This is a genomic window from Lutibacter sp. (assembly GCF_041555395.1).
GTDB lineage: Bacteria > Bacteroidota > Bacteroidia > Flavobacteriales > Flavobacteriaceae > Lutibacter.
In genome coordinates, this window is sequence record NZ_JBFFKM010000012.1 from 16,836 (window position 1) to 37,454 (window position 20,619).

The 20,619-nt window shown below is 33.9% G+C and carries 23 protein-coding genes; 7 read left to right on the plus strand and 16 right to left on the minus strand.

The window, feature by feature from the left end:
• Positions 1 to 19 precede the first annotated feature (19 nt).
• From ABY285_RS04410 to ABY285_RS04440, 7 genes are all read right to left on the minus strand, one after another.
• On the minus strand, positions 20 to 1,030 hold the full coding sequence (locus tag ABY285_RS04410) for an endonuclease/exonuclease/phosphatase family protein (protein WP_372767420.1): 1,011 nt from the start codon (positions 1,028 to 1,030) through the stop codon (positions 20 to 22).
• Positions 1,031 to 1,033: 3 nt separating this feature from the next.
• Positions 1,034 to 1,912 (minus strand): rhomboid family intramembrane serine protease, encoded by an 879-nt coding sequence (locus tag ABY285_RS04415; RefSeq protein ID WP_372767422.1) that lies wholly within the window; start codon positions 1,910 to 1,912, stop codon positions 1,034 to 1,036.
• Positions 1,869 to 2,603 (minus strand): rhomboid family intramembrane serine protease, encoded by a 735-nt coding sequence (locus ABY285_RS04420; protein ID WP_372767424.1) that lies wholly within the window; start codon positions 2,601 to 2,603, stop codon positions 1,869 to 1,871. The genes ABY285_RS04415 and ABY285_RS04420 overlap by 44 nt, the downstream gene beginning before the upstream one ends.
• Before the next feature lie 22 nt (positions 2,604 to 2,625).
• Positions 2,626 to 4,440 (minus strand): DNA mismatch repair endonuclease MutL, encoded by a 1,815-nt coding sequence (gene mutL, locus ABY285_RS04425; RefSeq protein ID WP_372767426.1) that lies wholly within the window; start codon positions 4,438 to 4,440, stop codon positions 2,626 to 2,628.
• Positions 4,440 to 4,730 carry a hypothetical protein gene (locus tag ABY285_RS04430; RefSeq protein WP_372767428.1) on the minus strand — a complete coding sequence of 97 codons (291 nt, stop codon included), beginning with the start codon at positions 4,728 to 4,730 and terminating at the stop codon, positions 4,440 to 4,442. Before ABY285_RS04430 ends, mutL begins: the two co-directional genes overlap by 1 nt.
• Positions 4,731 to 4,806: 76 nt before the next feature.
• On the minus strand, positions 4,807 to 5,286 hold the full coding sequence (gene ribH / locus ABY285_RS04435) for a 6,7-dimethyl-8-ribityllumazine synthase (protein ID WP_372767430.1): 480 nt from the start codon (positions 5,284 to 5,286) through the stop codon (positions 4,807 to 4,809).
• A gap of 7 nt (positions 5,287 to 5,293) precedes the next feature.
• Positions 5,294 to 6,058, minus strand: coding sequence for a tol-pal system YbgF family protein (locus tag ABY285_RS04440; RefSeq protein ID WP_372767432.1), 765 nt, complete (start codon positions 6,056 to 6,058; stop codon positions 5,294 to 5,296).
• A gap of 111 nt (positions 6,059 to 6,169) precedes the next feature.
• On the opposite strand from ABY285_RS04440, the gene ABY285_RS04445 reads away from it, so the two are divergent.
• Together ABY285_RS04445 and ABY285_RS04450 are read left to right on the plus strand one after the other, a co-directional pair.
• The gene (locus ABY285_RS04445) at positions 6,170 to 7,249 is read left to right on the plus strand and encodes a DNA replication/repair protein RecF (protein WP_372767434.1); all 1,080 of its coding nucleotides are present in this window, start codon (positions 6,170 to 6,172) and stop codon (positions 7,247 to 7,249) included.
• Positions 7,249 to 7,548, plus strand: a complete 300-nt coding sequence (locus ABY285_RS04450) for a DUF721 domain-containing protein (protein ID WP_372767436.1) — start codon at positions 7,249 to 7,251, stop codon at positions 7,546 to 7,548. Before ABY285_RS04445 ends, ABY285_RS04450 begins: the two co-directional genes overlap by 1 nt.
• Positions 7,549 to 7,614: 66 nt before the next feature.
• Here ABY285_RS04450 and ABY285_RS04455 read toward each other — a convergent pair whose 3' ends face one another.
• On the minus strand, positions 7,615 to 8,034 hold the full coding sequence (locus ABY285_RS04455) for a nucleoside-diphosphate kinase (protein ID WP_372767438.1): 420 nt from the start codon (positions 8,032 to 8,034) through the stop codon (positions 7,615 to 7,617).
• 56 nt (positions 8,035 to 8,090) lie between these two features.
• Positions 8,091 to 9,134 carry an alkaline phosphatase D family protein gene (locus ABY285_RS04460; protein ID WP_372767440.1) on the minus strand — a complete coding sequence of 348 codons (1,044 nt, stop codon included), beginning with the start codon at positions 9,132 to 9,134 and terminating at the stop codon, positions 8,091 to 8,093.
• A 187-nt stretch (positions 9,135 to 9,321) separates the two neighbouring features.
• Here ABY285_RS04460 and ABY285_RS04465 point away from each other — a divergent pair, with 187 nt between their 5' ends.
• The 5 genes from ABY285_RS04465 (at position 9,322) to ABY285_RS04485 (ending at position 13,436) form a co-directional block, all read left to right on the plus strand.
• Complete coding sequence (locus ABY285_RS04465) at positions 9,322 to 10,353, plus strand: bifunctional oligoribonuclease/PAP phosphatase NrnA (protein ID WP_372767442.1); 1,032 nt, start codon at positions 9,322 to 9,324, stop codon at positions 10,351 to 10,353.
• Positions 10,343 to 10,888, plus strand: a complete 546-nt coding sequence (gene gldI / locus ABY285_RS04470; RefSeq protein ID WP_372767444.1) for a gliding motility-associated peptidyl-prolyl isomerase GldI — start codon at positions 10,343 to 10,345, stop codon at positions 10,886 to 10,888. The genes ABY285_RS04465 and gldI overlap by 11 nt, the downstream gene beginning before the upstream one ends.
• Positions 10,875 to 11,603 (plus strand): FKBP-type peptidyl-prolyl cis-trans isomerase, encoded by a 729-nt coding sequence (locus ABY285_RS04475; RefSeq protein WP_372767446.1) that lies wholly within the window; start codon positions 10,875 to 10,877, stop codon positions 11,601 to 11,603. The genes gldI and ABY285_RS04475 overlap by 14 nt, the downstream gene beginning before the upstream one ends.
• Positions 11,604 to 11,736: 133 nt before the next feature.
• Complete coding sequence (locus ABY285_RS04480) at positions 11,737 to 12,840, plus strand: peptidylprolyl isomerase (protein ID WP_372767448.1); 1,104 nt, start codon at positions 11,737 to 11,739, stop codon at positions 12,838 to 12,840.
• Between the two features lie 26 nt (positions 12,841 to 12,866).
• Positions 12,867 to 13,436, plus strand: a complete 570-nt coding sequence (locus ABY285_RS04485; RefSeq protein WP_372767450.1) for a phosphatase PAP2 family protein — start codon at positions 12,867 to 12,869, stop codon at positions 13,434 to 13,436.
• On the opposite strand, the gene ABY285_RS04490 is transcribed toward ABY285_RS04485, so the two are convergent.
• The 7 genes from ABY285_RS04490 to ABY285_RS04520 form a co-directional block, all read right to left on the minus strand.
• Entirely contained in the window at positions 13,433 to 14,098 is a 666-nt protein-coding gene (locus tag ABY285_RS04490; protein WP_372767452.1) for a hypothetical protein, read from the minus strand. The two genes, ABY285_RS04485 and ABY285_RS04490, sit on opposite strands and share 4 nt — an antisense overlap.
• A 54-nt stretch (positions 14,099 to 14,152) precedes the next feature.
• Positions 14,153 to 15,778 (minus strand): ArnT family glycosyltransferase, encoded by a 1,626-nt coding sequence (locus ABY285_RS04495; RefSeq protein WP_372767454.1) that lies wholly within the window; start codon positions 15,776 to 15,778, stop codon positions 14,153 to 14,155.
• Positions 15,771 to 16,424: a lipid-A-disaccharide synthase N-terminal domain-containing protein gene (locus tag ABY285_RS04500; protein ID WP_372767456.1), complete on the minus strand. Its 654-nt coding sequence runs from the start codon at positions 16,422 to 16,424 to the stop codon at positions 15,771 to 15,773. Before ABY285_RS04500 ends, ABY285_RS04495 begins: the two co-directional genes overlap by 8 nt.
• A complete protein-coding gene (locus ABY285_RS04505) occupies positions 16,424 to 17,137 on the minus strand; it encodes a glycosyltransferase family 2 protein (RefSeq protein ID WP_372767458.1) in 714 nt (237 codons plus the stop codon). The genes ABY285_RS04500 and ABY285_RS04505 overlap by 1 nt, the downstream gene beginning before the upstream one ends.
• Positions 17,137 to 18,222 carry a methylmalonyl Co-A mutase-associated GTPase MeaB gene (gene meaB / locus ABY285_RS04510; RefSeq protein ID WP_372767460.1) on the minus strand — a complete coding sequence of 362 codons (1,086 nt, stop codon included), beginning with the start codon at positions 18,220 to 18,222 and terminating at the stop codon, positions 17,137 to 17,139. Before meaB ends, ABY285_RS04505 begins: the two co-directional genes overlap by 1 nt.
• Before the next feature lie 106 nt (positions 18,223 to 18,328).
• On the minus strand, positions 18,329 to 19,753 hold the full coding sequence (locus ABY285_RS04515; RefSeq protein ID WP_372767462.1) for an ArnT family glycosyltransferase: 1,425 nt from the start codon (positions 19,751 to 19,753) through the stop codon (positions 18,329 to 18,331).
• A gap of 28 nt (positions 19,754 to 19,781) precedes the next feature.
• Positions 19,782 to 20,540 (minus strand): glycosyltransferase, encoded by a 759-nt coding sequence (locus tag ABY285_RS04520; protein ID WP_372767464.1) that lies wholly within the window; start codon positions 20,538 to 20,540, stop codon positions 19,782 to 19,784.
• Between the last annotated feature and the right edge of the window lie 79 nt (positions 20,541 to 20,619).

The following is a 20,619-nucleotide window of genomic DNA, read 5'->3' on the forward strand; positions in this document are numbered from 1 at the left end:
TGACACTTATCAGTTTAGCCTAAAAATCTAATCTGGCCATGATAGGAAAATGATCTGAAAACTTCACATCATAAGTCTTAAAATTATTGACTTCAATTTGATCATCGACTAAAATAAAATCGATTCGTACAGGCAATTTATAATCGAAGGTTCTTCCAAACCCCTTTCCGGCGACTTCAAAGGCATCTTTTTTTTCTTTTATTAATTGATGATATGCCCAGGAAAATGCAGTGTTGTTAAAATCTCCGCAAACAATGGATTTATGAGTGGTTTTTTGAATATGTTCCGAAATTAATGTGGCCTGATTTGCTTGAATCCTAAACGCATTTTGCACCCTGATTTTAAATTTTTCTGAATTTTCCTGCGTGAAATAGTCGTCCTTCGGATTTAAATTTAGACTCTCCATGTGAATATTATAAACGCGAACGGTATCGTTGTTTCTTACAATATCGGCAAAAATGGCGTTGTTTCCGCTTTTTGAAAAATTTAGGGATCCTGAATTTATGATTTTAAATTTTGAAAAAATCGCATGCCCAAAATGGTTGTTCTCATTGCTTATTTTTATATACTCATAAGGATATTTTAATCCCTTCTTTAAGGATGGATGAAATTCCTGAATGCATAAAATATCCGGTTCTTTTGAATTGATGAAATCATATATTTTTTCATCCACATTTTTTTCGTTAATCCATTTGTAAAGGTTAAACATCCTTACGTTATAACTCATAATCCTTACATCATCAGTCAACATTATTTTTTTTTCCTTCAAGGAATAAAATTTAGTAACATACTGATAGCCTACAGCTAAAACAAAAACAGAAAGTAAAAATTGTTTTTTTAATCGGACAATCCAATAGAGTGCAAAAACACCATTTATTATAAGTAAAACAGGTATTATCAAACTTATCAATGAAAAAATTGAAATGGTATTTGGGGAAATAAAATAACTGAGATAGGATAAAAGCAGCAATGTTGCGAAAAGCGAATTCAGGATAAAAATAAATTTATCGATAAGGGATAATTTTTTCATAGTTTACTCTTTTCCGGATCTAAATAAAAAATCTTTTTCTTCTTGCGATAAACTTTCGTAACCTGATTTGCTTATTTTGTCTAAAATATCGTTAATCTTTCTTTGTTTTGTTTTCGAAACTTCTTCAGAAGTGCTTCTTTTTCCCGATTTATAAACTGTTTTTAAAGGACCTGATTTTTTTGTTTTGAAGGCATTTGCGAAAAAATTCACAATACTTTCAATCCATCTTCCAATATCGTTTCCTTTTTCCATCTGCTTTGCATAAATGAAACCAAAAATGGCACCGCCCAAATGGGCAATGGCTCCTCCGTTATCTGCAGTTGCCAATTGCAAAATACTTAATACTACCCAAATTGCTGCCATCACCCATAATTCAACGCTGCCAATGAAGCGCAGTCGGATTGCATAGCGAGGAATTTTGGTGGCCAAAGCCACAAAGATGGCACTTACTGCCGCTGATGCGCCGCCAAGCGGGGCTCCAGTTTTAGAGGTGAAATAATAGTTTAATAAAAAGGCCATAGCCCCTGCTATTATTGCTGAAAAGTAACAATTTAAAAATTGTTTTTTGCTGTAAAAATCTAAAAATAAATTTCCAATATAATATAAAACCAGCAGATTTGACAATACATGAAATAAGCGTTCATGAATAAAGGCATAGGTAACCAGTGTCCAGGGTTTTGATAAAAAGCTGTCAAAATTTGCGGGCAATGCAAGCCATTCCAGACTGAAAGCTGTAAACAAAACGGTTAGCAAAAAGAAAAATACATTGAGATATATTATTTTTTCAACGGCGTTTGCGTTGTTGTAAGCGTGTTTTATGTCGTTTATGATAGTCAACTTAGTTCCATCGTTTAAATTGGTTCTGTTTCCAATACCAGGCAATTATAAATCCGATTAAAGCGCCTCCAACATGGGCAAAATGGGCGATGTTTCCAACAGAATAATTTGTAAATCCGAAGAATAAATCGCCCAAAATAATTACGGGAATAAAATATTTTGCGGCTATAGGCACCGGGAAAAATATCAATGCCAATTTTGCGTTGGGGAATGACAAGCCAAATGCCACCAAAATACCATAAACAGCGCCTGATGCACCGATGGCAGGGGTGTGGTAGGTTCCGTAAAATTTAGAAAGATCGGCACTGGAAATCGTTTCTAAAATTTGATTGTTATAACTTCCTGTATTCAAAATGCTTTGAATATCGGTGCCGGTTAAACCAATGCTGACCAATTGGTCATAAACGGAATTGAATTGATAATAATTTACCAAAGTATAAATTATTCCTGCACCCAAACCTGCTGAAAGGTAGAAAAAGATGAATTTATTTCTTCCCCACATTTGTTCCAGAGGCGTCCCAAATGCCCATAAACCGTACATGTTGAATAAAATATGGGCGAACCCGCCGTGCATAAACATATGCGTTAAAAATTGCCAAAACCCAAATTTGTCATTTTCGGGAAAATACAAGGCAAACAAGCTTTGTAAATTTAAGTTGGGCATTAATTGCGGTGCAATAAATAATATTACGTTTAAAATAATGATATGTTTGACAGCTTCTGTTAATCTTCCCATAATTTTATTTTATCAACAAGGGTTAGTTGTTGAATTTTTTATCAATTTCATCAATATTTACCGTGATAAATGTCCTTTTTCCAAATGGAGAGCTATCCGGCTGTTTGCACAAAAATAGTTTATTTACAATATCTTCCTGCTCTTTTAGGTCAAGTTTTGTGCCTGTTTTTATAGCCAAACTTTTTGAAAGGCTTTTTGCCATCATATCAACATGGCTAAAGCTCGTGTCAGGAATGTCGTTTTTAATGTCTTCCAGCAGATCTTCAATGAGAGTGGTGATTTGGCTTTCAACAATATTCACGGGCATTCCCATAACAACAATGGTGTCGTTGGATATTTTACCAAACAAAAATCCGATGCTCTCTAAATCGGCTTTTATTTCCTTGATTGATGCAATATCCGCTTTGTTGAAAGACAATTCTAATGGAAACAGCAATTGCTGACTCATAGCATCTTTAATAGTGATATTTTCTAAAAATTCTTCATAGAGAATTCGTTGGTGCGCCAAATGTTGGTTAATATAAACAATGCCTGATTTGATGCTGCTGACAATATATTTTTTGTGAACCTGATAGGTTTTGCTGTTCGCTGTTTCTTCTGAAAATAAACTTGTATCAGCAGTTTCGGATTTAAAATCGAGACCAGTGCTGTCAAGGCCGTTGTACAAGCTTTCCCATTCCATTTTTTTCTCTCTTCTAAAGGGAAATTGAATGGGTTTTTGCTCCTCTGATTTAAACGGATTAAAATCGTGATTCACGATCACCCTTGGATTTGGAGAATTTGTACCTTTTAAATTGTAGGGGGTGTCAAGTGTTGCATCACGGTTAAAATCCAGAATTGGCGCAACATTGTATTGGCCCAAACTATGTTTTACGGTAGATCGTAAAATGGCATACAGCGTTTTCTCATCATCAAATTTTATTTCCGTTTTAGTTGGATGAATATTGATGTCGATGCTGTTTGTTGGCACTGTTAAGTACAAAAAATAGGTAGGATAGTGGCCAGCCGACAGTAAATTTTCAAAAGCGCTTGAAACGGCGTGATTTAAATAGGCGTTTTTTATAAAACGATCGTTCACAAAAAAGAATTGCTCATCTCTTTTCCTTTTGGCAAATTCGGGTTTGGTTACAAAACCTTTTATTTCAACCAAATCGGTAATCTCGTGAATCGGGACCAATTTTTCATTCGTTTTTTTTCCTAAAATGGCCACAATGCGTTGGCGTAAATTGCCGATAGCTAAATTATAGACTTCATTTTCATTGTGATAAAATGAGAATGCAATATTGGGATGCGCTAAGGCCACGCGCTGAAATTCATTTACAATATGACGCGTTTCAATGGTGTTCGATTTTAAAAAATTTCTTCGGGCAGGTATGTTGTAAAATAAATTTTTTACGGCAACAGAAGTTCCTGTGGGCGTTGCAATATTTTCCTGGGAAATCAACGTGCTGCCCTCAATTTTTAAACACGAACCCAACTGTTGGTCTTCTTGTTTTGTTTTGAGGTCCACATGCGCAATCGCTGCGATAGAAGCCAATGCTTCACCCCGAAACCCTTTTGTATGCAAATTGAATAAATCCTCCGCTTTTTTTATTTTTGAAGTGGCATGGCGTTCAAAACTTAGCCGTGCATCAGTCTGGCTCATTCCTTTGCCATTATCGATAACCTGAATAAGAGTTTTGCCTGCATCTCTGACAATCAGTTTGATAGCCGTGGCTTCTGCGTCTATGGCATTTTCCAACAATTCTTTTACAACAGATGCGGGTCTTTGAACAACTTCACCTGCCGCAATCTGATTTGCAACATGATCGGGCAATAACTGAATGATATCTGGCATTAAAATAATTTATGTAATTCGAGAATGTAGGCGGCGATACCTACTAAAATAGCAATGATTAAAGCCAATCGTAAATTTGCTGACCGGTTTGTTGCGCTTCTTTTATTTTTTACCCAATCGTTTTTTAAATTATTTTTTGTAAGACTTATTTTTGAAATTTCGATATTGTTTTCATCAGGATGATGATATTTCTTTTCTAAATTTCGCAAACGTTCTTTACGCTCGTCATAATAACGAGGCTTATAATTAAAAATATAATGTGAGCTAGGCTTAAATAATTTACCAAACATAAATTTAAATTAATCAGTAAATATCAAAATTACTGAATTAAAAAGTTGTGGTCAAGTTTTGAGGATAATTAGCGCGTTAAAACGTTGTTAATGCTGCCATTTTTATGGCTGCAATAGCACATTCAACCCCTTTATTGCCATGTTTACCACCAGAGCGGTCAATAGATTGTTGTTTGGTATTGTCGGTCAACAAACAAAAAACAACAGGAATATCGTATTTAATATTGAGGTCTTTGATGCCTTGCGTAACGCCGTCACAAACAAAATCGAAATGTTTTGTTTCACCCTGAATCACATTTCCAATGGCTATTACGGCATTTAATCTTTGTGTTTCCAGCATACGTTTACACCCAAAAATGAGTTCAAAACTTCCGGGAACATTCCAGCGTATAATGTTTTCTTTCAGGATTCCGTTTTCTAGCAGCGTTTTTTCGGCGCCGAGATATAGGTTTTCCGTAATGTCTGGATTCCATTCAGAAACAACAATCCCAAACCGGAAGTTTTCCGAGTTTGGGATTGTTGCTTTATCGTAATCGGATAAATTAGTTGTAGCCATTTATAGCTTATTTTTTAGATCCAAAGGCCGCTTTACTGATATAAATGTCAATGTTTTTAGCCTCATCGGAATTTGGATAATCGTTTTTAATTCTTTCAAATAATTCTAAAGCTTTTGGATATTTCTCCAATTCCATCGCTGTATTTCCTGCTTTGAAAAGAAATAATGGCGTAGAAAAATTATTGTCTTTTAATTCTGCAGCCTTCACGTAATAGTCAAAAGCGTCTTCAGGTTGGTTAATATCGGCAAAAGCATCACCAATAGCGCCTTTTGCGGTTGGACCCAACAATTCATCTTCTGAAGAAAATTCTTCCAAATAATCTATGGCTTCTTTATATTTTTTTAATCTCAGGTAAGAAATTCCAGCATAATAGTTTGCTAAATTTCCGGCTTTCGTGCCGCTGTATTCATCTGAGATATCTATAAATCCGTATTTTCCTTCGGCACCATTCAGTCCCAGCGTAAATAATGAATCTGCAGCCACAGTATTGTTTATGGCATTTTCGAAATAAACTTTAGGGTATGCCAATTCATTTGCGGCTTCTTTTTCTTTAGGCGCTTTCACGTATTTTTGATAAGCCAAATAGCCCAAAATGGAAGCTACTACAATACCTAAAACAATAAAAATTACATTTTGGTTTTTTATGATAAATTGCTCTGATCTTGAAGCTGTTTCGTCTAAAGTATTAAATACTTCAGCCGTAGTGGACTTATCTTCAATATTCTTGTGAGCTTCTTTAGCTTTACTTCCTGTCTTTTTGTATGTTGCCATTTCTTAGAAATTTGTAGGCGCAAAAATAGAATTTTTAATTGGAAAGTAAAAATGCAATTGTGTCTAAATTTTCATTTATTTTCAATAATTTTAGACTTTCAAAAAAAATAGATGCATTTACAAAAAATTACACTGGTAAATTTTAAAAATTTCGAGTCACAAACATTTGATTTTCAGGAAAAAATTAATTGTTTTGTAGGAAATAACGGTGTTGGAAAAACCACTGTTTTAGATGCCATTTATTACCTGTCTTTTGCAAAGAGTTACTTTAATCCGGCGGCTACGCAGAACATTAAACATACGGAAGATTTTTTTATCATTGAAGGAGAGTATCAGATTAATAATAAAATTGACCTTGTTGTTTGCAGTTTAAAACGCGGAAATAAAAAAGTGGTGAAGCGAAACGGAAAAGTGTATGAAAAATTTTCTGAACATATAGGTTATTTGCCCTTGGTAATTATTTCGCCGGGTGACAGTGATTTAATTGTGGATGGCAGCGATACGCGGAGGAAATTTATGGATAGTGTAATTTCACAATCCGATAAAATGTATCTGCAAACTATCATCAAATATAATAAAGTGTTGACGCAGCGAAATTCATTGTTGAAATATTTTGCCGCAAACCGTGTTTTTGATGCCTTAAATTTAAAAGTGTACAATGAGCAATTGGAATCGTATGGAAGCATTATTTTTAAAAAGAGAACCGAATTTTTAGAAGCTTTTATACCTATTTTTAAAGAACGCTATGCTGCGATATCCTCAAGCAAAGAGCAAGTGAATCTGGTTTATAAAACACAGTTGGATGAAGCGGACTTTTTGGAATTGTTTGAACAAAATATAGAACGCGACAGAATTCTTCAATACACAAGCGCTGGAATTCATAAAGATGACTTATCGTTTGAAATTGATGGATATCCAATTAAAAAATTCGGATCGCAGGGACAGCAAAAATCCTATTTAATTGCCTTAAAACTGGCGCAATTCGATTTTATAAAATTACATGCCAACATAAAGCCAATTTTATTGCTGGATGATATTTTTGATAAATTAGACGATTTACGAGTGGAGCAACTTATAAATTTGGTAAATAATGATGAATTCGGACAATTGTTTATCAGTGATACCCACAAACAGCGAACCGAAGACGTGGTAAAAAAAACCAATCAACCCTATAAAATATTTCAATTATAATGGCCAAAAGAGCGGGAAATGAATTTCAGTCAATGGAAGATTTGATGAAAGATGTAATCAAAAAAAACAAGCTGACAAAAGGAATGAACCAGATTTCCGTACAGGAAGCTTGGGCGAAATTGATGGGAGCTGGTGTTGTTTCTTATACCAGCAAGGTTGAATTAACCGGGAAAACATTGGTGGTAAAATTGAAATCTTCTGTTTTACGGGAAGAATTGAGCTACGGCAAAGAAAAAATCATTAAAATGATGAACGAAGAGTTGGGGGAAGCGCTGATTTCTAAAATTATTTTGAGTTAATAATAAAAACCCCATTATTATAACAATGGGGTTTTTAGTTAAAAGCTTAAACTTAGGCCTAAAAATTTAAAATATTTCTCTTCCGGAAAAATGGAAAGCGCCTTCAATAGTGGCGTTTTCATCACTGTCTGAACCATGAACTGCATTTTCTCCCATAGAAGTAGCGTATAATTTACGAATAGTGCCTTCAGCTGCATCGGCCGGATTGGTTGCGCCAATTAAAACACGAAAATCTTCAACGGCATTTTCTTTTTCTAAAATAGCGGCTACAATTGGACCGCGTGTCATAAATTCAACCAATTCACCAAAAAATGGACGTTCGTTGTGAACTTCATAAAATTTTTCAGCATCAGCCATGGTCATTTGTGTCATTTTTATTGCCGCAATTCTAAAACCTGCAGCGTTAATTTTTTCCAATATTGCTCCAATGTATCCTTTTTCCACGGAATCAGGCTTTAACATTGTAAACGTTCTGTTTGTTGCCATTTCTAATTGTATTTAATTTTTTAAATCCGTGCAAAGATACTATTTTCTAAATAAAGTTATTTATAATTTTGGGTAAAGGTTTCGTAAAGAACATTGTCTTCACCCCTAATTTCCATGGCAATAGAATTGGAATTAAAATCAAATTTTAAAATACCAAAACTCTTTTTTGAAACTACATTGCCCAATCTGAATTTATTGGGTTCTCCTTTAAAATCTGTATAGGAATGCGTAAGTCCGCTCGACGTAAAATCGACTAAGGGATAAGCCAAAGTGGGTATTTCATTTTTTGAAATTTCTGAAATATGCCTGTCTCCGGAAAGGATGATGGTGTTTTTTGCGTTAGTTGATTTAAGAAGATTAATCAGTTTTTCAACTTCATGAGGCATATTTCCCCAAGATTCAAATCCATGCGCATTCGATAAAAACTGAATGCTGCTTACAATAATATTGTAGGATGCTTTTGAGTTTTGAAGTTCGTTTTTTATCCATTTCCACTGCTTTTCTCCTAACATGGTTCCTTCTCCGTACACATTTGGCTTAAATCGCTTTTCAGTTTCGTCATCGGCAGTTAAAGCGGTTCTGAAATAGCGGGTATCCAATAAAATAATTTTTATAATTTTATTATTTATAGTATAATCTTTAGAAAAATAAACACCTTCTTGTTTTCTTCTGTTGTCATCTTTCGCGACATCAAAAAAGTCTAAAAATAATTGTTGTGCTTCGGCTTTTTTCGGATATTCTGCTCCACCATCGTTTAATCCATAATCGTGATCGTCCCAAGTGGCAAGTACATCCACTTTTTTAATAAAATCAGCATATTCCACATTGTTTTTTTGTTTCAGATAGTTTTCCGCCATATATGCCATATCATTGGTATCGGTATAAATGATGTCACCACCCCAAATCCATACATTAGGCTTATTTTTTTCAATTTCTTTCCATAAAAGATTGGGAAGTGTTTGATTGTTGCAGGAACCAAAGGCAATTATAAAATCACTGCTTGATTCCTTTGAAACAGAAGACTCTATTTTTTGTTTCTCATTTGTTTTACAAGAAGAAATGAGTAAAAGCAGAAATATGATTGATTTAAAATAGTTCATTTTTTTTTGCCATTATGTTCAATTTTAACAAATATACAGTTGTTAATGAGACTTACAAGATTAAAAATAAAATTTAAAAAACGCGTTATTATAAGGTTATTCCACCAGGACAGGTTAAGTATAAAAAAAATAAAAGGTATAAACAGATAAAATAATATTTATTATAAAATCGTATATTTGCCCGCATATGAATAAAAGTGAAATTAAGGAAATAAAAGAGTTACTTGCTACGCCTAAAAATGTAGTGATAGTACCGCATAAAAACCCAGATGGGGATGCTATTGGCGCAAGTTTAGCGTTGCATTATTATTTGGAAAAAAAGGGGCATAAAGCAACGGTTGTTTCACCAAATGATTACCCTGATTTTCTGAAATGGTTGCCGGGATCACAAAATACCTTAAAATTTGATATGCAAAACAGGCAGTCAAAAAAAGCGATTGCAGAAGCTTCCATCATTTTTTTATTGGATTTTAATGCATTGAACAGGGTGGGTGATGATATGGAAAATACCCTAAAGGAATTTACGGGAATTTTTATGATCATAGACCATCATCAGCAACCTGAGGATTTTGCAAAATATTTATTTTCAGACACTTCAGTTTGTTCAACGTGTCAAATGCTCTATCATTTTTTAGAAAAGCTGAATGATGTTGAAGTAATTAATGAGGATATTGCCACATGTATTTATACAGGAATTATGACCGATACTGGATCGTTTCGATTTCCATCAACCACGAGTACTACACATAGAATAATCGCTGATTTAATTGATAAAGGAGCGGACAATGCCAAAATTTATAACCATGTGTACGATACCAATTCATACGCGCGATTGCAGCTTTTGGGAAGAGCTTTAACCAATATGGTGGTCATCGATAAACTAAAAACTGCTTACATTACCTTATCACAGAAAGAATTAGATGAGTTTAATTTTCAAAAAGGAGATACAGAAGGCATTGTGAATTACGCATTGTCTGTTGAAAATATTATTTTTGCGGCTATTTTTATTGAAGATGCCGATCAAAAAATCATAAAAATTTCGTTCAGATCAAAAGGTAGTTTTTCGGTCAATAAATTTGCACGTGAACATTTTGAAGGTGGAGGTCATGACAATGCCGCCGGAGGAAAATCTAAAATTAGACTGAATGCTACAATTTCAAAATTTTTAAAATTGCTTCCGGTTTACGAAAACGAATTGCTAACCTCTTATGAAGTATAAATATTTTCTTTATATTTTTTTAGTGCTTTTGGTTTCGTGTGCAAATCCAATCCCGCGCAAACCTGTTTTAAGAAAAACGAGTACTTTTTTGAACGAATCTGTTACTTTAAATAAAGCGATGAACGCTTCCGAAGAAAATGGTTTTAGGACGCTTATGGAAAAGGATTCACTTAATAAATATTTGGCTTCACCAAACGGATTTTGGTATACCTTTAACCGAAAAAATGAAGATTCGTATTTACCTAAAATTGGCGATCAGCTTTTTTATACCTATGATGTTTTCGACACAAACAATCATTTAATTTATAGTGCAGAAGAAGTTGGAGAACTAACCTATATTGTTGATAAGCAAGAAATAGTGGAAGGCCTTCGGAACGGATTAAAACTGATGAGCGCCGGAGATGTCGTAACTTTCCTGTTTCCATCACATAAAGCATATGGATATACAGGAGACAGTAATAAAATAGAAATAAATCAACCATTAATATTTAAAATTCAATTAATAAAAATCAATAAGAAAAATGAAAGCAATTAAAATTTTAACAGCAATTACATTAGTTTCAGCGATGTTGTCCTGCAACAATAAAGGGACTGCACAAAAAGCATTAAAAACCGAAGTGGATACGGTAAGTTATTCATTAGGAATAGACATTGCTTCTAAATTGAAGGGCAATTTCCCTGAAATTGACAAAGATCTTTTTATACAAGGAGTTATGAATGGAATAGATTCAACAAATATTCTGATTACCCCAGAAAATACTGACGCTATCTTAAGAAAATTCTTTCAAAAAAAGCAAGAGGAAGCTCAACAAAAACAAAAAGAAGAAGCCTCAAAAAAAGTTGAAGCAGAATTTGGTGATACAAAAGTAGAAGGCATTAAATTTTTAGAAGCAAATAAAACAAACAAAGGTGTTCAGGTTACTGCAAGTGGTTTGCAATATATTGTTTTAAAAGAAGGAAAAGGAGAAAAACCAGCTGAGACTTCAACTGTAAAAGTTCATTATCATGGAACTTTAATTGACGGTACTGTTTTTGACAGTTCGGTTGACAGAGGTACTCCAGCTGAGTTTCCTGTAAACAGAGTGATAAAAGGATGGACTGAAGGTCTTCAATTGATGAGTACTGGTTCAAAATATAAATTTTTCATCCCTCAAGAATTGGCTTATGGTGCTTTTCCACGTGAAGGAGGAGCAATTAAACCTTTTATGCCATTAATTTTTGAAGTGGAGTTATTGGAAATTAAAAAATAAACGATTATTTGTTGCGGTCAACTAAACCGTTATAAAATGGATGTATGAAATGCCTTTTAAAACATATTTAAACTTATCTTTATGTTTTTAAAAGGTATTTCTTTTTGATTAATTAAACAGATAAAATCTACCCATGAAAGTTAAACTTATAATTATAGTGTTGTCACTGCTTGTTATTTCTTGTAAGCCAACCAAGTATGCAGATTTAGATGATGGTTTGTATGCAAACATGGAAACAAATAAAGGGGACATATTATTGAAACTTGAATTTGAAAAAACGCCGGTTACGGTGGCTAATTTTGTTTCTATGGCAACAGGCACAAATAAGTATGTTGTTGGCCCCTTAAAAGGAAAAAAATATTATAATGGCCTTATTTTTCATAGAGTCATAAAGGATTTCATGATTCAATCCGGTGATCCAAAAGGTACAGGAGAAGGAGGTCCAGGATACGAATTTAGTGATGAATTTCCTGTAGACAGTATTGGAAATATTTTGTTGAAACATGACAAAGCCGGTGTTTTATCGATGGCAAATTCAGGTCCGGCCACCAATGGAAGCCAGTTTTTTATCACGCACAAAGAAACATCCTGGTTAGATGGCAAACATACCGTGTTTGGAAATGTTGTTTCCGGACAAACTGTGGTCGATTCCATCATACAAAATGACACCATTAAAAATATTGAAATTATTACTATTGGAAAAGTCGCTAAAAAATTTGATGCGCAAAAAGAATTTTCCACATTTTACGACAAGTATCTGAAAGACATAAAAGATAAAGAAGAAAAAATGCAGTTTGCTGCAGCGAATACTTTGGCTAAAATAAATAAGTATGCAGCTGAAGCAAAAGAACTTCCTTCCGGATTAAAATTGGTAATAACCGAAACAAAAAATGGCGAATTGCCACCTAAAGGCAGCAATGTAAAAGTGAATTATGCTGGGTATTTTACGGATGGAAGATTGTTTGATACCAGTTATAAGGAAGTTGCAATAGCTTATGGAAGATATGATGAAGCAAAAGATAAACAAAACGGCTATGCGCCTTTCACCGCAATTTACGGTCCGGATGCGCGCTTAATAGCGGGTTTTAAAGAAGGTTTGCAAAAAATGAAAATCGGAGATAAAGCGATGTTGTTTATACCTTTTCATTTAGGTTATGGAGTGCAGGGAGCAGGCAATGTTGTTCCGCCGAATACTGATTTGGTGTTTGAATTGGAATTGGTTGGCTTGGCAAATTAAACCTATAAATAAACTTGGGTAATGCAATGATAGATTCGCTTATTAATAAAGACATTGAATTACTGATTTACCTAAATAATTTAGGATTATCCCAATGGGATGGCATTTGGCTGTTTATTTCAAATAAGTACAGTGCCATTCCATTTTATTTTTTGTTACTTTATTTTACCTACAAACAATTCGGATTAAAGAAAACTTTTGTTGTGGTATTGTTTGTTGTTTTAATAATATTGGCGTCAGACCAAACCAGCAATTTATTTAAATACGGTTTTAAGCGATTGCGCCCTTGCCACAATGAAAATATCTCCCATTTAATTCGTTTGGTGGGCGGACGTTGCGGAGGTTTATATGGATATTTTTCAGCGCATGCAGCCAATTCTACGGCAATTGCAGTCTTTTTTGGATTGCTTTTAAGAAGAAAAATTAACTATTTATTTTCCATCCTAATTTTGTGGGCTTTGGTAGTTTCCTATAGCCGTATTTATTTAGGGGTACATTTTCCTTTGGATGTGTTTACGGGAATGCTTATCGGACTTATTTATGCTTCTTTATTTTATGCTGTTTTTAAAGTTTTTTTGAAAAAGTTTATGAACTAAGCCGTGTAAATCTCCTTATTGAAAGGTTTTATAAATATCAATAAGAATATGACACTAAAAGCCAACTCATAAATTTCCCATTTTCTGTTTGATGAAATAAAGACAAGTAATAGGGTTCCGATCAAAAATGAAATGGTATGATGCCACTGTACAATTGGCACAGCAAACTTATTCGCTAAATTTTTAATCCATTCAAATTTTCTGTATAAAAAAGGAGCGATGATTAAATAAATGACCAAAACAACGGTTAAAAGCTGACTGAAAATTAACTTGTTTATTTTAGTTTCCCCAACAACCATATTGTGTAAATTGGTTTCTCCTTGTGCGTTATTTTCTATAAAATATTGGGAAGATTCTACATTAAAAATACGCTGTCCCCATGAAATTTCTTCACCTGCACCAAAAAAGAAAACCAAGGCCATCGCCAAAACCCCAATTTTCCAAAACAAATCTTTATGTTTAAAAAGTTTAAAAAATCGATATAGCAAAATCATGCTTGAACTTAATAGAAATATTGCCGATCCGTTTTCAACAAAACCATCTTCAACAGTATAAACTTCATCAAAATAGGTGAGATCTGTGTTTGCATAATATATGCCCAATCCGAATATGACGATTAAAAATAAATAGGCTGCTTTATCAATATTGGTTAGTGCTTTCATAGGTATTTGCATTTTGGTTGCTGTGATGCTTAATTGGTATTAAGGTTAAAAGTACTATTTTTTTGAAACTAAATAAAATTTTCTGATTAGTCGTTCTTTCTTTTTTGAGCCAACATTTAAATCATAGGTTTCAATTAACTTCATGTTGTAATCTTGGTTCAATTGAGATTCAATATTTTCTTTATCATCATTTGTTACCAACAACCCGAAATTTGATTCAGAAGGAATTTCTAAGGACTCATTTTTATAAATATCTTTTAGAATGCCTTTATAATCCCAAAGCAACTCGGGGGCAGTTTCACCAATTGAGTAAGTGATTATTTTGTTGCTTTTTTCAAATTGATGTAAAGAATTAATGGATTCAAAAGTTGTGTTTTTATTAAGGCTTTCTGATAGCGGTAATCCAAAAGCGCCTAAAGAAACAACAAACAAAACGGTTAAATAAAAAACGGATTGAAACTTTTTAGCGTACAGGTTTTTAAGGAGAAAAACACCAATCAATAGCGTTGTTGCGGATGTTAACAAATAACTTATCAAGTGTTGATGAAATCCATCTTTTAATAAAAAGAACAAGGCAAATGGCACTGAGATACTTATGAGGGCAATTAAGCCGAAATTAAAATAAACTGGAATTGCTTCTGTTTTTCGTTTTAAATTAGAAAAATTCGTGAGTAAATATTGAATATAAAATCCGGTATTTATGGCCAGCGGAATAAGTGCCGGAACCAAATAGCGTGCCTTTTTTTCAGGGATTACAGAGAGTAAAATAACAGCGGCAATAGTCCACCAAAATGAGAATTGATAGGCCTTTTTATTTTCAACGCGTTTTATTAAATACGGATACAGCAAACTTATAAATGCGGGAATTGCCCATAAACCAGATTGGATAAAAAAGTTCCAATAATAATAAAATGGCTTGATGTTGTAGCTGCTCCAATTTTCTGTTTCTTTTGTGGCAATTTCCAAAAATGCTTCGGGATCGACCAATCTTACATACAAAAACCACCAGCCGCCAATCACCAAAAATAAAATGATTAAAGCCAATATTGGAATAAATCTGGTTTTCATGTCTTTGAATTTGAAAACCATTCCGTAGGAAATTAAAAATGGCAAAAACAGGGCATAAAGTGACACCGGACCTTTACTCAAAATAGAAAATCCAACAAACATGGTGGCCAGTAAAGCGTTTTTCCACAATGACTTATTTTCTTCAAAAAAGATAAATAAAAAATAGAGGCCGGCGAGCATAAATCCGTGAGCAAAAATATCCCAAGGCGCTTCAATAATTATGGCGAAAATATAAAATGAAGTCACTAAAATTAAACTGTTGTTTATACTTTGTTTTTTTTGCAGCTTTAGTTTTAATGATAAAAAATAAATGCAAATACCCGAAAATAAAACCATGAGTGCTGCCGGAAGTCTTAATGCGAAAACATTGTTAATGCCAAAAAGCATTCCTGAAATCGCCGTTAACCAAGTGGGTAATGGCGGTTTTTGATAACGGGCTTCTCCATTCATGGTTGTTAAAAGCCAGTGGTTATCCTTTACCATTTCATGTGCCGTAATAAAATTACGGGCTTCCATAATGGTGATATTTGGCACATCCAAATGAACCAGCAACATGGATAAAACAACAATGGATAATAGGGCTAAAGGATATTTTTCCAAGATTTTAATCATCGGTACCTGAATTTTGTATGTTATCTAATTTTTCCTTTTTCAATAAAACAAGATTTCTGAAATAGATTACGGAACCCATTAAATGGCCAATTAATAATACAGGATCTTTTCTTAATACCGCATAAATTAAAATCATAATAGAGCCAATTAAACTCAATAGCCAAAATCCGTATGGCAATATGGATTCCTTATTTTTTTCTGAATACATCCATTGGTAAACAAACCGAAATGCAAAAATAGTTTGCGCAACAATTCCCAAACTTAATAACCAAAATGGAATATCTTCATTTTTAAGTAATTTGGCCAAATCGTAGGTGTTGTTGTTAAAATAATAAATAACAATAAGTAATGGAAAAATCCACAAGAAAAAACGGAGAAATTTTGGCGCTTTTTTCCATTCGCCCTGCAATTGTAAATTCCGGATATAAATGAAATAAGTAAGCGCCTGGCCTAGCATAATGGAGAAATCCTCACGCAGATAACCATAAACAAATAGAAGAAAAGAAGCGAACAGACTCAATTTCCAAAAAAGGGAAGGTGTCAAAACTTTTTTGCTTTTTTCGGATAAAATCCATTGCAAAATAAGTCTGCCCGAAAATATCAGCTGCGCTAAAAAACCAATTGAATAAATAAGCCAGTTACTCATTACCCCTTTTTAGCTATTTTGTAATTCAGGTATTTTTTCTTCATCCATAAATAGGCAAAACAATCAATGAGCGGACCAACCAATCGGTTCCATAAACCATATTTTGCTTCCCCGGCAATTCTTGGAAAATGTTGCACGGGAATTTGTTTTATTTTACCGTTTTGCAACAAAATCATGGCCGGCAAAAAGCGGTGCAACCCATTAAACATCGGAATATTTTTGGCGTACTCAGTTTTAATTACTTTCAACGGACAGCCGGTATCATCCATACCGTCGTGTGTAAAAGAACGTCTTATTCCGTTGGCAATGGTGGAGGACATATTTTTCACAAAGGAATCTTTTCTATTGGCTCTAACGCCCGTGACTAAATCATAATCACCAATCTCTTTCAGTAATAAATTAAAATCTTCAGGAGCTGTTTGTAAATCAGAATCTATGTAACCAACCAATTCCGCATCAACATTTTTAAATCCCGCAGAAATGGCGGCACTTAATCCGCAGTTTTGTTCAAATTCAATATAAGAGAAATCGGGATTGTTTGTGCAAATTTCTTTAATCAATAGCTGACTATTGTCGCTGCTTCCGTCATTTACAAAAAGAATATTGGTTCTTTTAGTCGCGATTTTTATATAGTTGGAAAGTTCTTGTTCCACCCGTTTCAAATTATCTTCTTCATTGTAAACAGGAACAATAATGGTAAATTCGTATTTCATTATTTATGGGCTAATTTGAGTAATTCTTCAGCAGCTTTAAAAGGCGTTGTTTTCAATTTTTGGATATCTTCCATATATTTTTTTAAGGCTTCTTTAATGCCTGGCTTGTTGTAAAAATGACTTTTCAATTGCTGGTTTATGGTTTCCAGCAGCCAGTATTTATTTTGTTCATTTCTTTGTTTTTCAAAATAACCGTTCGATTTTGTTAAACGCAGATAGTCCTCAATTATTTTATGGACATCATCAATTCCTTCATTATAGAAAGCGCTGCATGTGGTTACTTGAGGCTGCCAGTTGCTTTCTTTTAAAGGATAAAGGTGCAATGCCCGGGAAAATTCGGCTTTTGCCAAATTAGCTCGTTTAATGTTATCTTGGTCGGCTTTGTTAATGACGATGGCATCGGCCATTTCAATAATTCCCCGTTTAATTCCTTGCAATTCATCGCCGGCTCCGGCCAATTTTAATAATAAAAAGAAATCAACCATAGAATGTACGGCAATTTCACTTTGTCCAACGCCAACAGTTTCAATAATAATAGTGTCAAAACCTGCGGCTTCACATAAAATGATGGTTTCACGGGTTTTTTGTGCCACGCCACCCAAAGATTCGCCACTTGGAGAAGGACGAATATAGGCATTAGGATCTTTCACCAATTCGTCCATACGGGTTTTATCACCCAAAATACTTCCTTTATTGATGGAGCTGCTTGGGTCGATGGCTAAAACTGCCACTTTTTTTCCTTTTTCGGTGAACTGTTTTGCAAACACTTCAATAAAAGTGCTTTTGCCAACTCCTGGAACTCCTGTAATTCCAATTCTTGCCGATTTATTTGCATAAGGCAAACAGTGTTCTATAATTGAAGTAGCTTTTGCCTGATGTTTTGGATTTGTGCTTTCAATTAAGGTAATGGCACGGCTTAAATAGGAAATGTCTCCCGCCAATATTTTTTCGACAAAAACAGTTTCAGAAGGTTGTTCACTTCTTTTGAGCTTTATTTTTTTTATGGAATTGTCACTAACAGAAGAAGGAGCTTTTACGCCTTCAACCTCATGCAAGGCAGATTCTAATGACTTTTTTTTGCGCATTTATTGAAAATTCAATATTTGAGGTAAATTTAAAATATTTATTCGGAAAAAATACAACAAATAAAATTAGGTATTCTTTTACGATATCATGTCATTTATCGAATTTTTATTCAGGTTTCAATAAATAAATAGAACTTTTAAAATTAGCATCCAGAAGCTTCATTTTTGCAAGGTAGACCTTGGGAATATCTTTCTTCTTTTTGTTTAACACCACAAAATAAAGTTTGGTATCAAGGCTTAAAATGGAATCCATTTCCTTTGTGTTGGTTACTGTTTTTGCATTTCCGCTGGAATAAAACTGCCCGGAATAGGATTTGTCTTTCCAATAATAAAGGGCTTCGTTTTTGTTGAAATCGATATGTTGGTTTTCGATAAGATATTTATCGGAATTCATATAGTAATCCAATTTCCCGGTTAGAAAACCGCCAAAAAACAGAAGAATAACCACTGCCGGAAAAATAGAACCAATCACCAACAATGTATTTTTCTTTTCATAATTTTTCCACCAATGCACCATCAATAACGCAATTGGAATGGTTACCGGAAGAATATAGGTATGTAAAATATTTTTTGAAATGGTAAAAAACAGCGGGGTCCAAAATAACCAAAACACCAAATAAGAAACATATTTGTCTTTAAAAATTGTTTTTCTTTCCTTCCAAAGTTTATATAAAACTATTTGTATCCAGGGAAACGCAAACGCGAGTAAAAACACCCAAATCATTCCAAGAGGCTGAGAGTGGCCGCTTCCGTATAAATCGCCTTTCCATCCCGGAACTAAAAATCGTTTAAAATGTTCTCCTATGATAAAATAATCCAGAAATCCGGGTGATCGTTGTTCTGCAAGCACGTACCAGGGAATTGAAATAACCGCAGTAATTAACAATCCGGTAAACCATGGCAATTTTAAATAAATGGATTTAAGCGATACTTTTTGAAGTAATATCCAAAGAAAAACGGGAGGAACTGTTAAAACCAAAATGATAGGTCCCTTGGCTAAAAATCCCAACCCAAGTGCAATAAAAAACAAATAATTCCAAACAGTATATTTTTCGTTTTGCATCGCTTTCCAAAAAGAAATCATAATTAATGCAATACAAAAAGCCAAAGCGCTATCGGTTGAAACAACGCCGGCGTGAATCAAAAATTCAGGCATGGTCAACAAAATAAAAGCGGGCAAATAAAATGAAGTACCTTCTTTCCTTGTAAATTTTCCAAGGACAATCAGCAATACAATTGCCAATAAAAAGGACGGAAATCTTGCAGCCATTTCACTTACTCCAAATGTTTCAAAGCTTAATGCTGAAATCCAGGTAGATAAAGGCGGTTTTGCCCAAAACGGAATCCCGTAATCTATCTGCAGCACCACCCAATTTTTGGTTTCGTACATGATTCTGGCAATTTCGCCATACCTTGATTCCGTTTTGTCCAATAATGGAATGGCGGCCGTAAGAATAAGTCGGAATATAGCAAGTACAACAACAGAAATTACCAAATAGAATGAGGTATTTTTATAGTTTTTTAAGGACATTTTTTTCAAATTTTGTGAGTTGCCTAAATTATTTTTTCGAATTGCAAATTTTGTTAATTCGGTATAAATCTATCCATAATTTTAAAAAATAACTGGCTTTTACTTTTGAATCGCCTTTATCAATCCATTTTACCAAAGGCACTTCCAGCATTTTTTCCAGCACTTTATCTCTGCCGTAAAATTTAATGATTCTATTAAAAATTTCCACATCAAACAGCCATTTGGAAACAAAGGGATCTTTAAAAACTTCTTCAGCCAATGCTGTCGAAAAAACTTTACATCCGCATTGTGTGTCGTAAACATTCAAATTTAAAATAAAGGAAATTACAGTGGCTATAATTCTGCCGATAAAAAAACGGTAGTGACTTCTTTCAATAACAGCACCAATTCTTTTTATTCTGGAGCCGAAAGCAAAAGTTATTTTATCGTTTAAATGGGCTGTCATTGCCAAACATTCTTCTAGTGAAGTTGCCAAATCGGCATCTAAATAGGCTATATAATCGAAATTGTAATGATAATGACAATAGTGAAAACCGCTTCTTATGGCTTCTGCTTTTCCCATATTTTTAATATAGGAGTGTACAATGACCTGTTTTGGAAAACTATTTTTCAAACCTTCAAGAATGTCTAAGGTATTGTCTGAAGAACCGTCATTGACAAAACATATCAGAACATCCGGATTTTCTTCAAGAAAGTGACTGTATTCCCACACTGCCAGACCCTTTTCTTCATTAAAGCAGGGAATTACGATGCAAACATTCTTTTTAACGCCAGATGGATTGTTCATTAAGGGATAAACTTTGTTGAAATTAGGTACGTATTAAGCTGTCAATATTTGGTGTAAATTTAAAATATTTATTTTGATA

Excerpts from the sequence above, each read along its gene's own strand:
- ABY285_RS04430 (WP_372767428.1), bottom strand. The coding sequence starts at position 4,730 with ATGTTTGGTAAATTATTTAAGCCTAGCTCACATTATATTTTTAATTAT.
- ABY285_RS04420 (WP_372767424.1), bottom strand. The coding sequence starts at position 2,603 with ATGGGAAGATTAACAGAAGCTGTCAAACATATCATTATTTTAAACGTA.
- ABY285_RS04460 (WP_372767440.1), bottom strand. The coding sequence starts at position 9,134 with ATGAACTATTTTAAATCAATCATATTTCTGCTTTTACTCATTTCTTCT.
- ABY285_RS04475 (WP_372767446.1), top strand. The coding sequence starts at position 10,875 with ATGAAAGCAATTAAAATTTTAACAGCAATTACATTAGTTTCAGCGATG.
- ABY285_RS04495 (WP_372767454.1), bottom strand. The coding sequence starts at position 15,778 with ATGATTAAAATCTTGGAAAAATATCCTTTAGCCCTATTATCCATTGTT.
- ABY285_RS04490 (WP_372767452.1), bottom strand. The coding sequence starts at position 14,098 with ATGAAAGCACTAACCAATATTGATAAAGCAGCCTATTTATTTTTAATC.
- meaB (WP_372767460.1), bottom strand. The coding sequence starts at position 18,222 with ATGCGCAAAAAAAAGTCATTAGAATCTGCCTTGCATGAGGTTGAAGGC.
- ABY285_RS04445 (WP_372767434.1), top strand. The coding sequence starts at position 6,170 with ATGCATTTACAAAAAATTACACTGGTAAATTTTAAAAATTTCGAGTCA.
- gldI (WP_372767444.1), top strand. The coding sequence starts at position 10,343 with ATGAAGTATAAATATTTTCTTTATATTTTTTTAGTGCTTTTGGTTTCG.
- ABY285_RS04410 (WP_372767420.1), bottom strand. The coding sequence starts at position 1,030 with ATGAAAAAATTATCCCTTATCGATAAATTTATTTTTATCCTGAATTCG.
- ABY285_RS04520 (WP_372767464.1), bottom strand. The coding sequence starts at position 20,540 with ATGAACAATCCATCTGGCGTTAAAAAGAATGTTTGCATCGTAATTCCC.
- ABY285_RS04485 (WP_372767450.1), top strand. The coding sequence starts at position 12,867 with ATGATAGATTCGCTTATTAATAAAGACATTGAATTACTGATTTACCTA.
- ABY285_RS04465 (WP_372767442.1), top strand. The coding sequence starts at position 9,322 with ATGAATAAAAGTGAAATTAAGGAAATAAAAGAGTTACTTGCTACGCCT.
- ribH (WP_372767430.1), bottom strand. The coding sequence starts at position 5,286 with ATGGCTACAACTAATTTATCCGATTACGATAAAGCAACAATCCCAAAC.
- ABY285_RS04440 (WP_372767432.1), bottom strand. The coding sequence starts at position 6,058 with ATGGCAACATACAAAAAGACAGGAAGTAAAGCTAAAGAAGCTCACAAG.
- ABY285_RS04505 (WP_372767458.1), bottom strand. The coding sequence starts at position 17,137 with ATGAAATACGAATTTACCATTATTGTTCCTGTTTACAATGAAGAAGAT.
- ABY285_RS04450 (WP_372767436.1), top strand. The coding sequence starts at position 7,249 with ATGGCCAAAAGAGCGGGAAATGAATTTCAGTCAATGGAAGATTTGATG.
- ABY285_RS04480 (WP_372767448.1), top strand. The coding sequence starts at position 11,737 with ATGAAAGTTAAACTTATAATTATAGTGTTGTCACTGCTTGTTATTTCT.
- ABY285_RS04500 (WP_372767456.1), bottom strand. The coding sequence starts at position 16,424 with ATGAGTAACTGGCTTATTTATTCAATTGGTTTTTTAGCGCAGCTGATA.
- ABY285_RS04515 (WP_372767462.1), bottom strand. The coding sequence starts at position 19,753 with ATGTCCTTAAAAAACTATAAAAATACCTCATTCTATTTGGTAATTTCT.
- mutL (WP_372767426.1), bottom strand. The coding sequence starts at position 4,440 with ATGCCAGATATCATTCAGTTATTGCCCGATCATGTTGCAAATCAGATT.
- ABY285_RS04455 (WP_372767438.1), bottom strand. The coding sequence starts at position 8,034 with ATGGCAACAAACAGAACGTTTACAATGTTAAAGCCTGATTCCGTGGAA.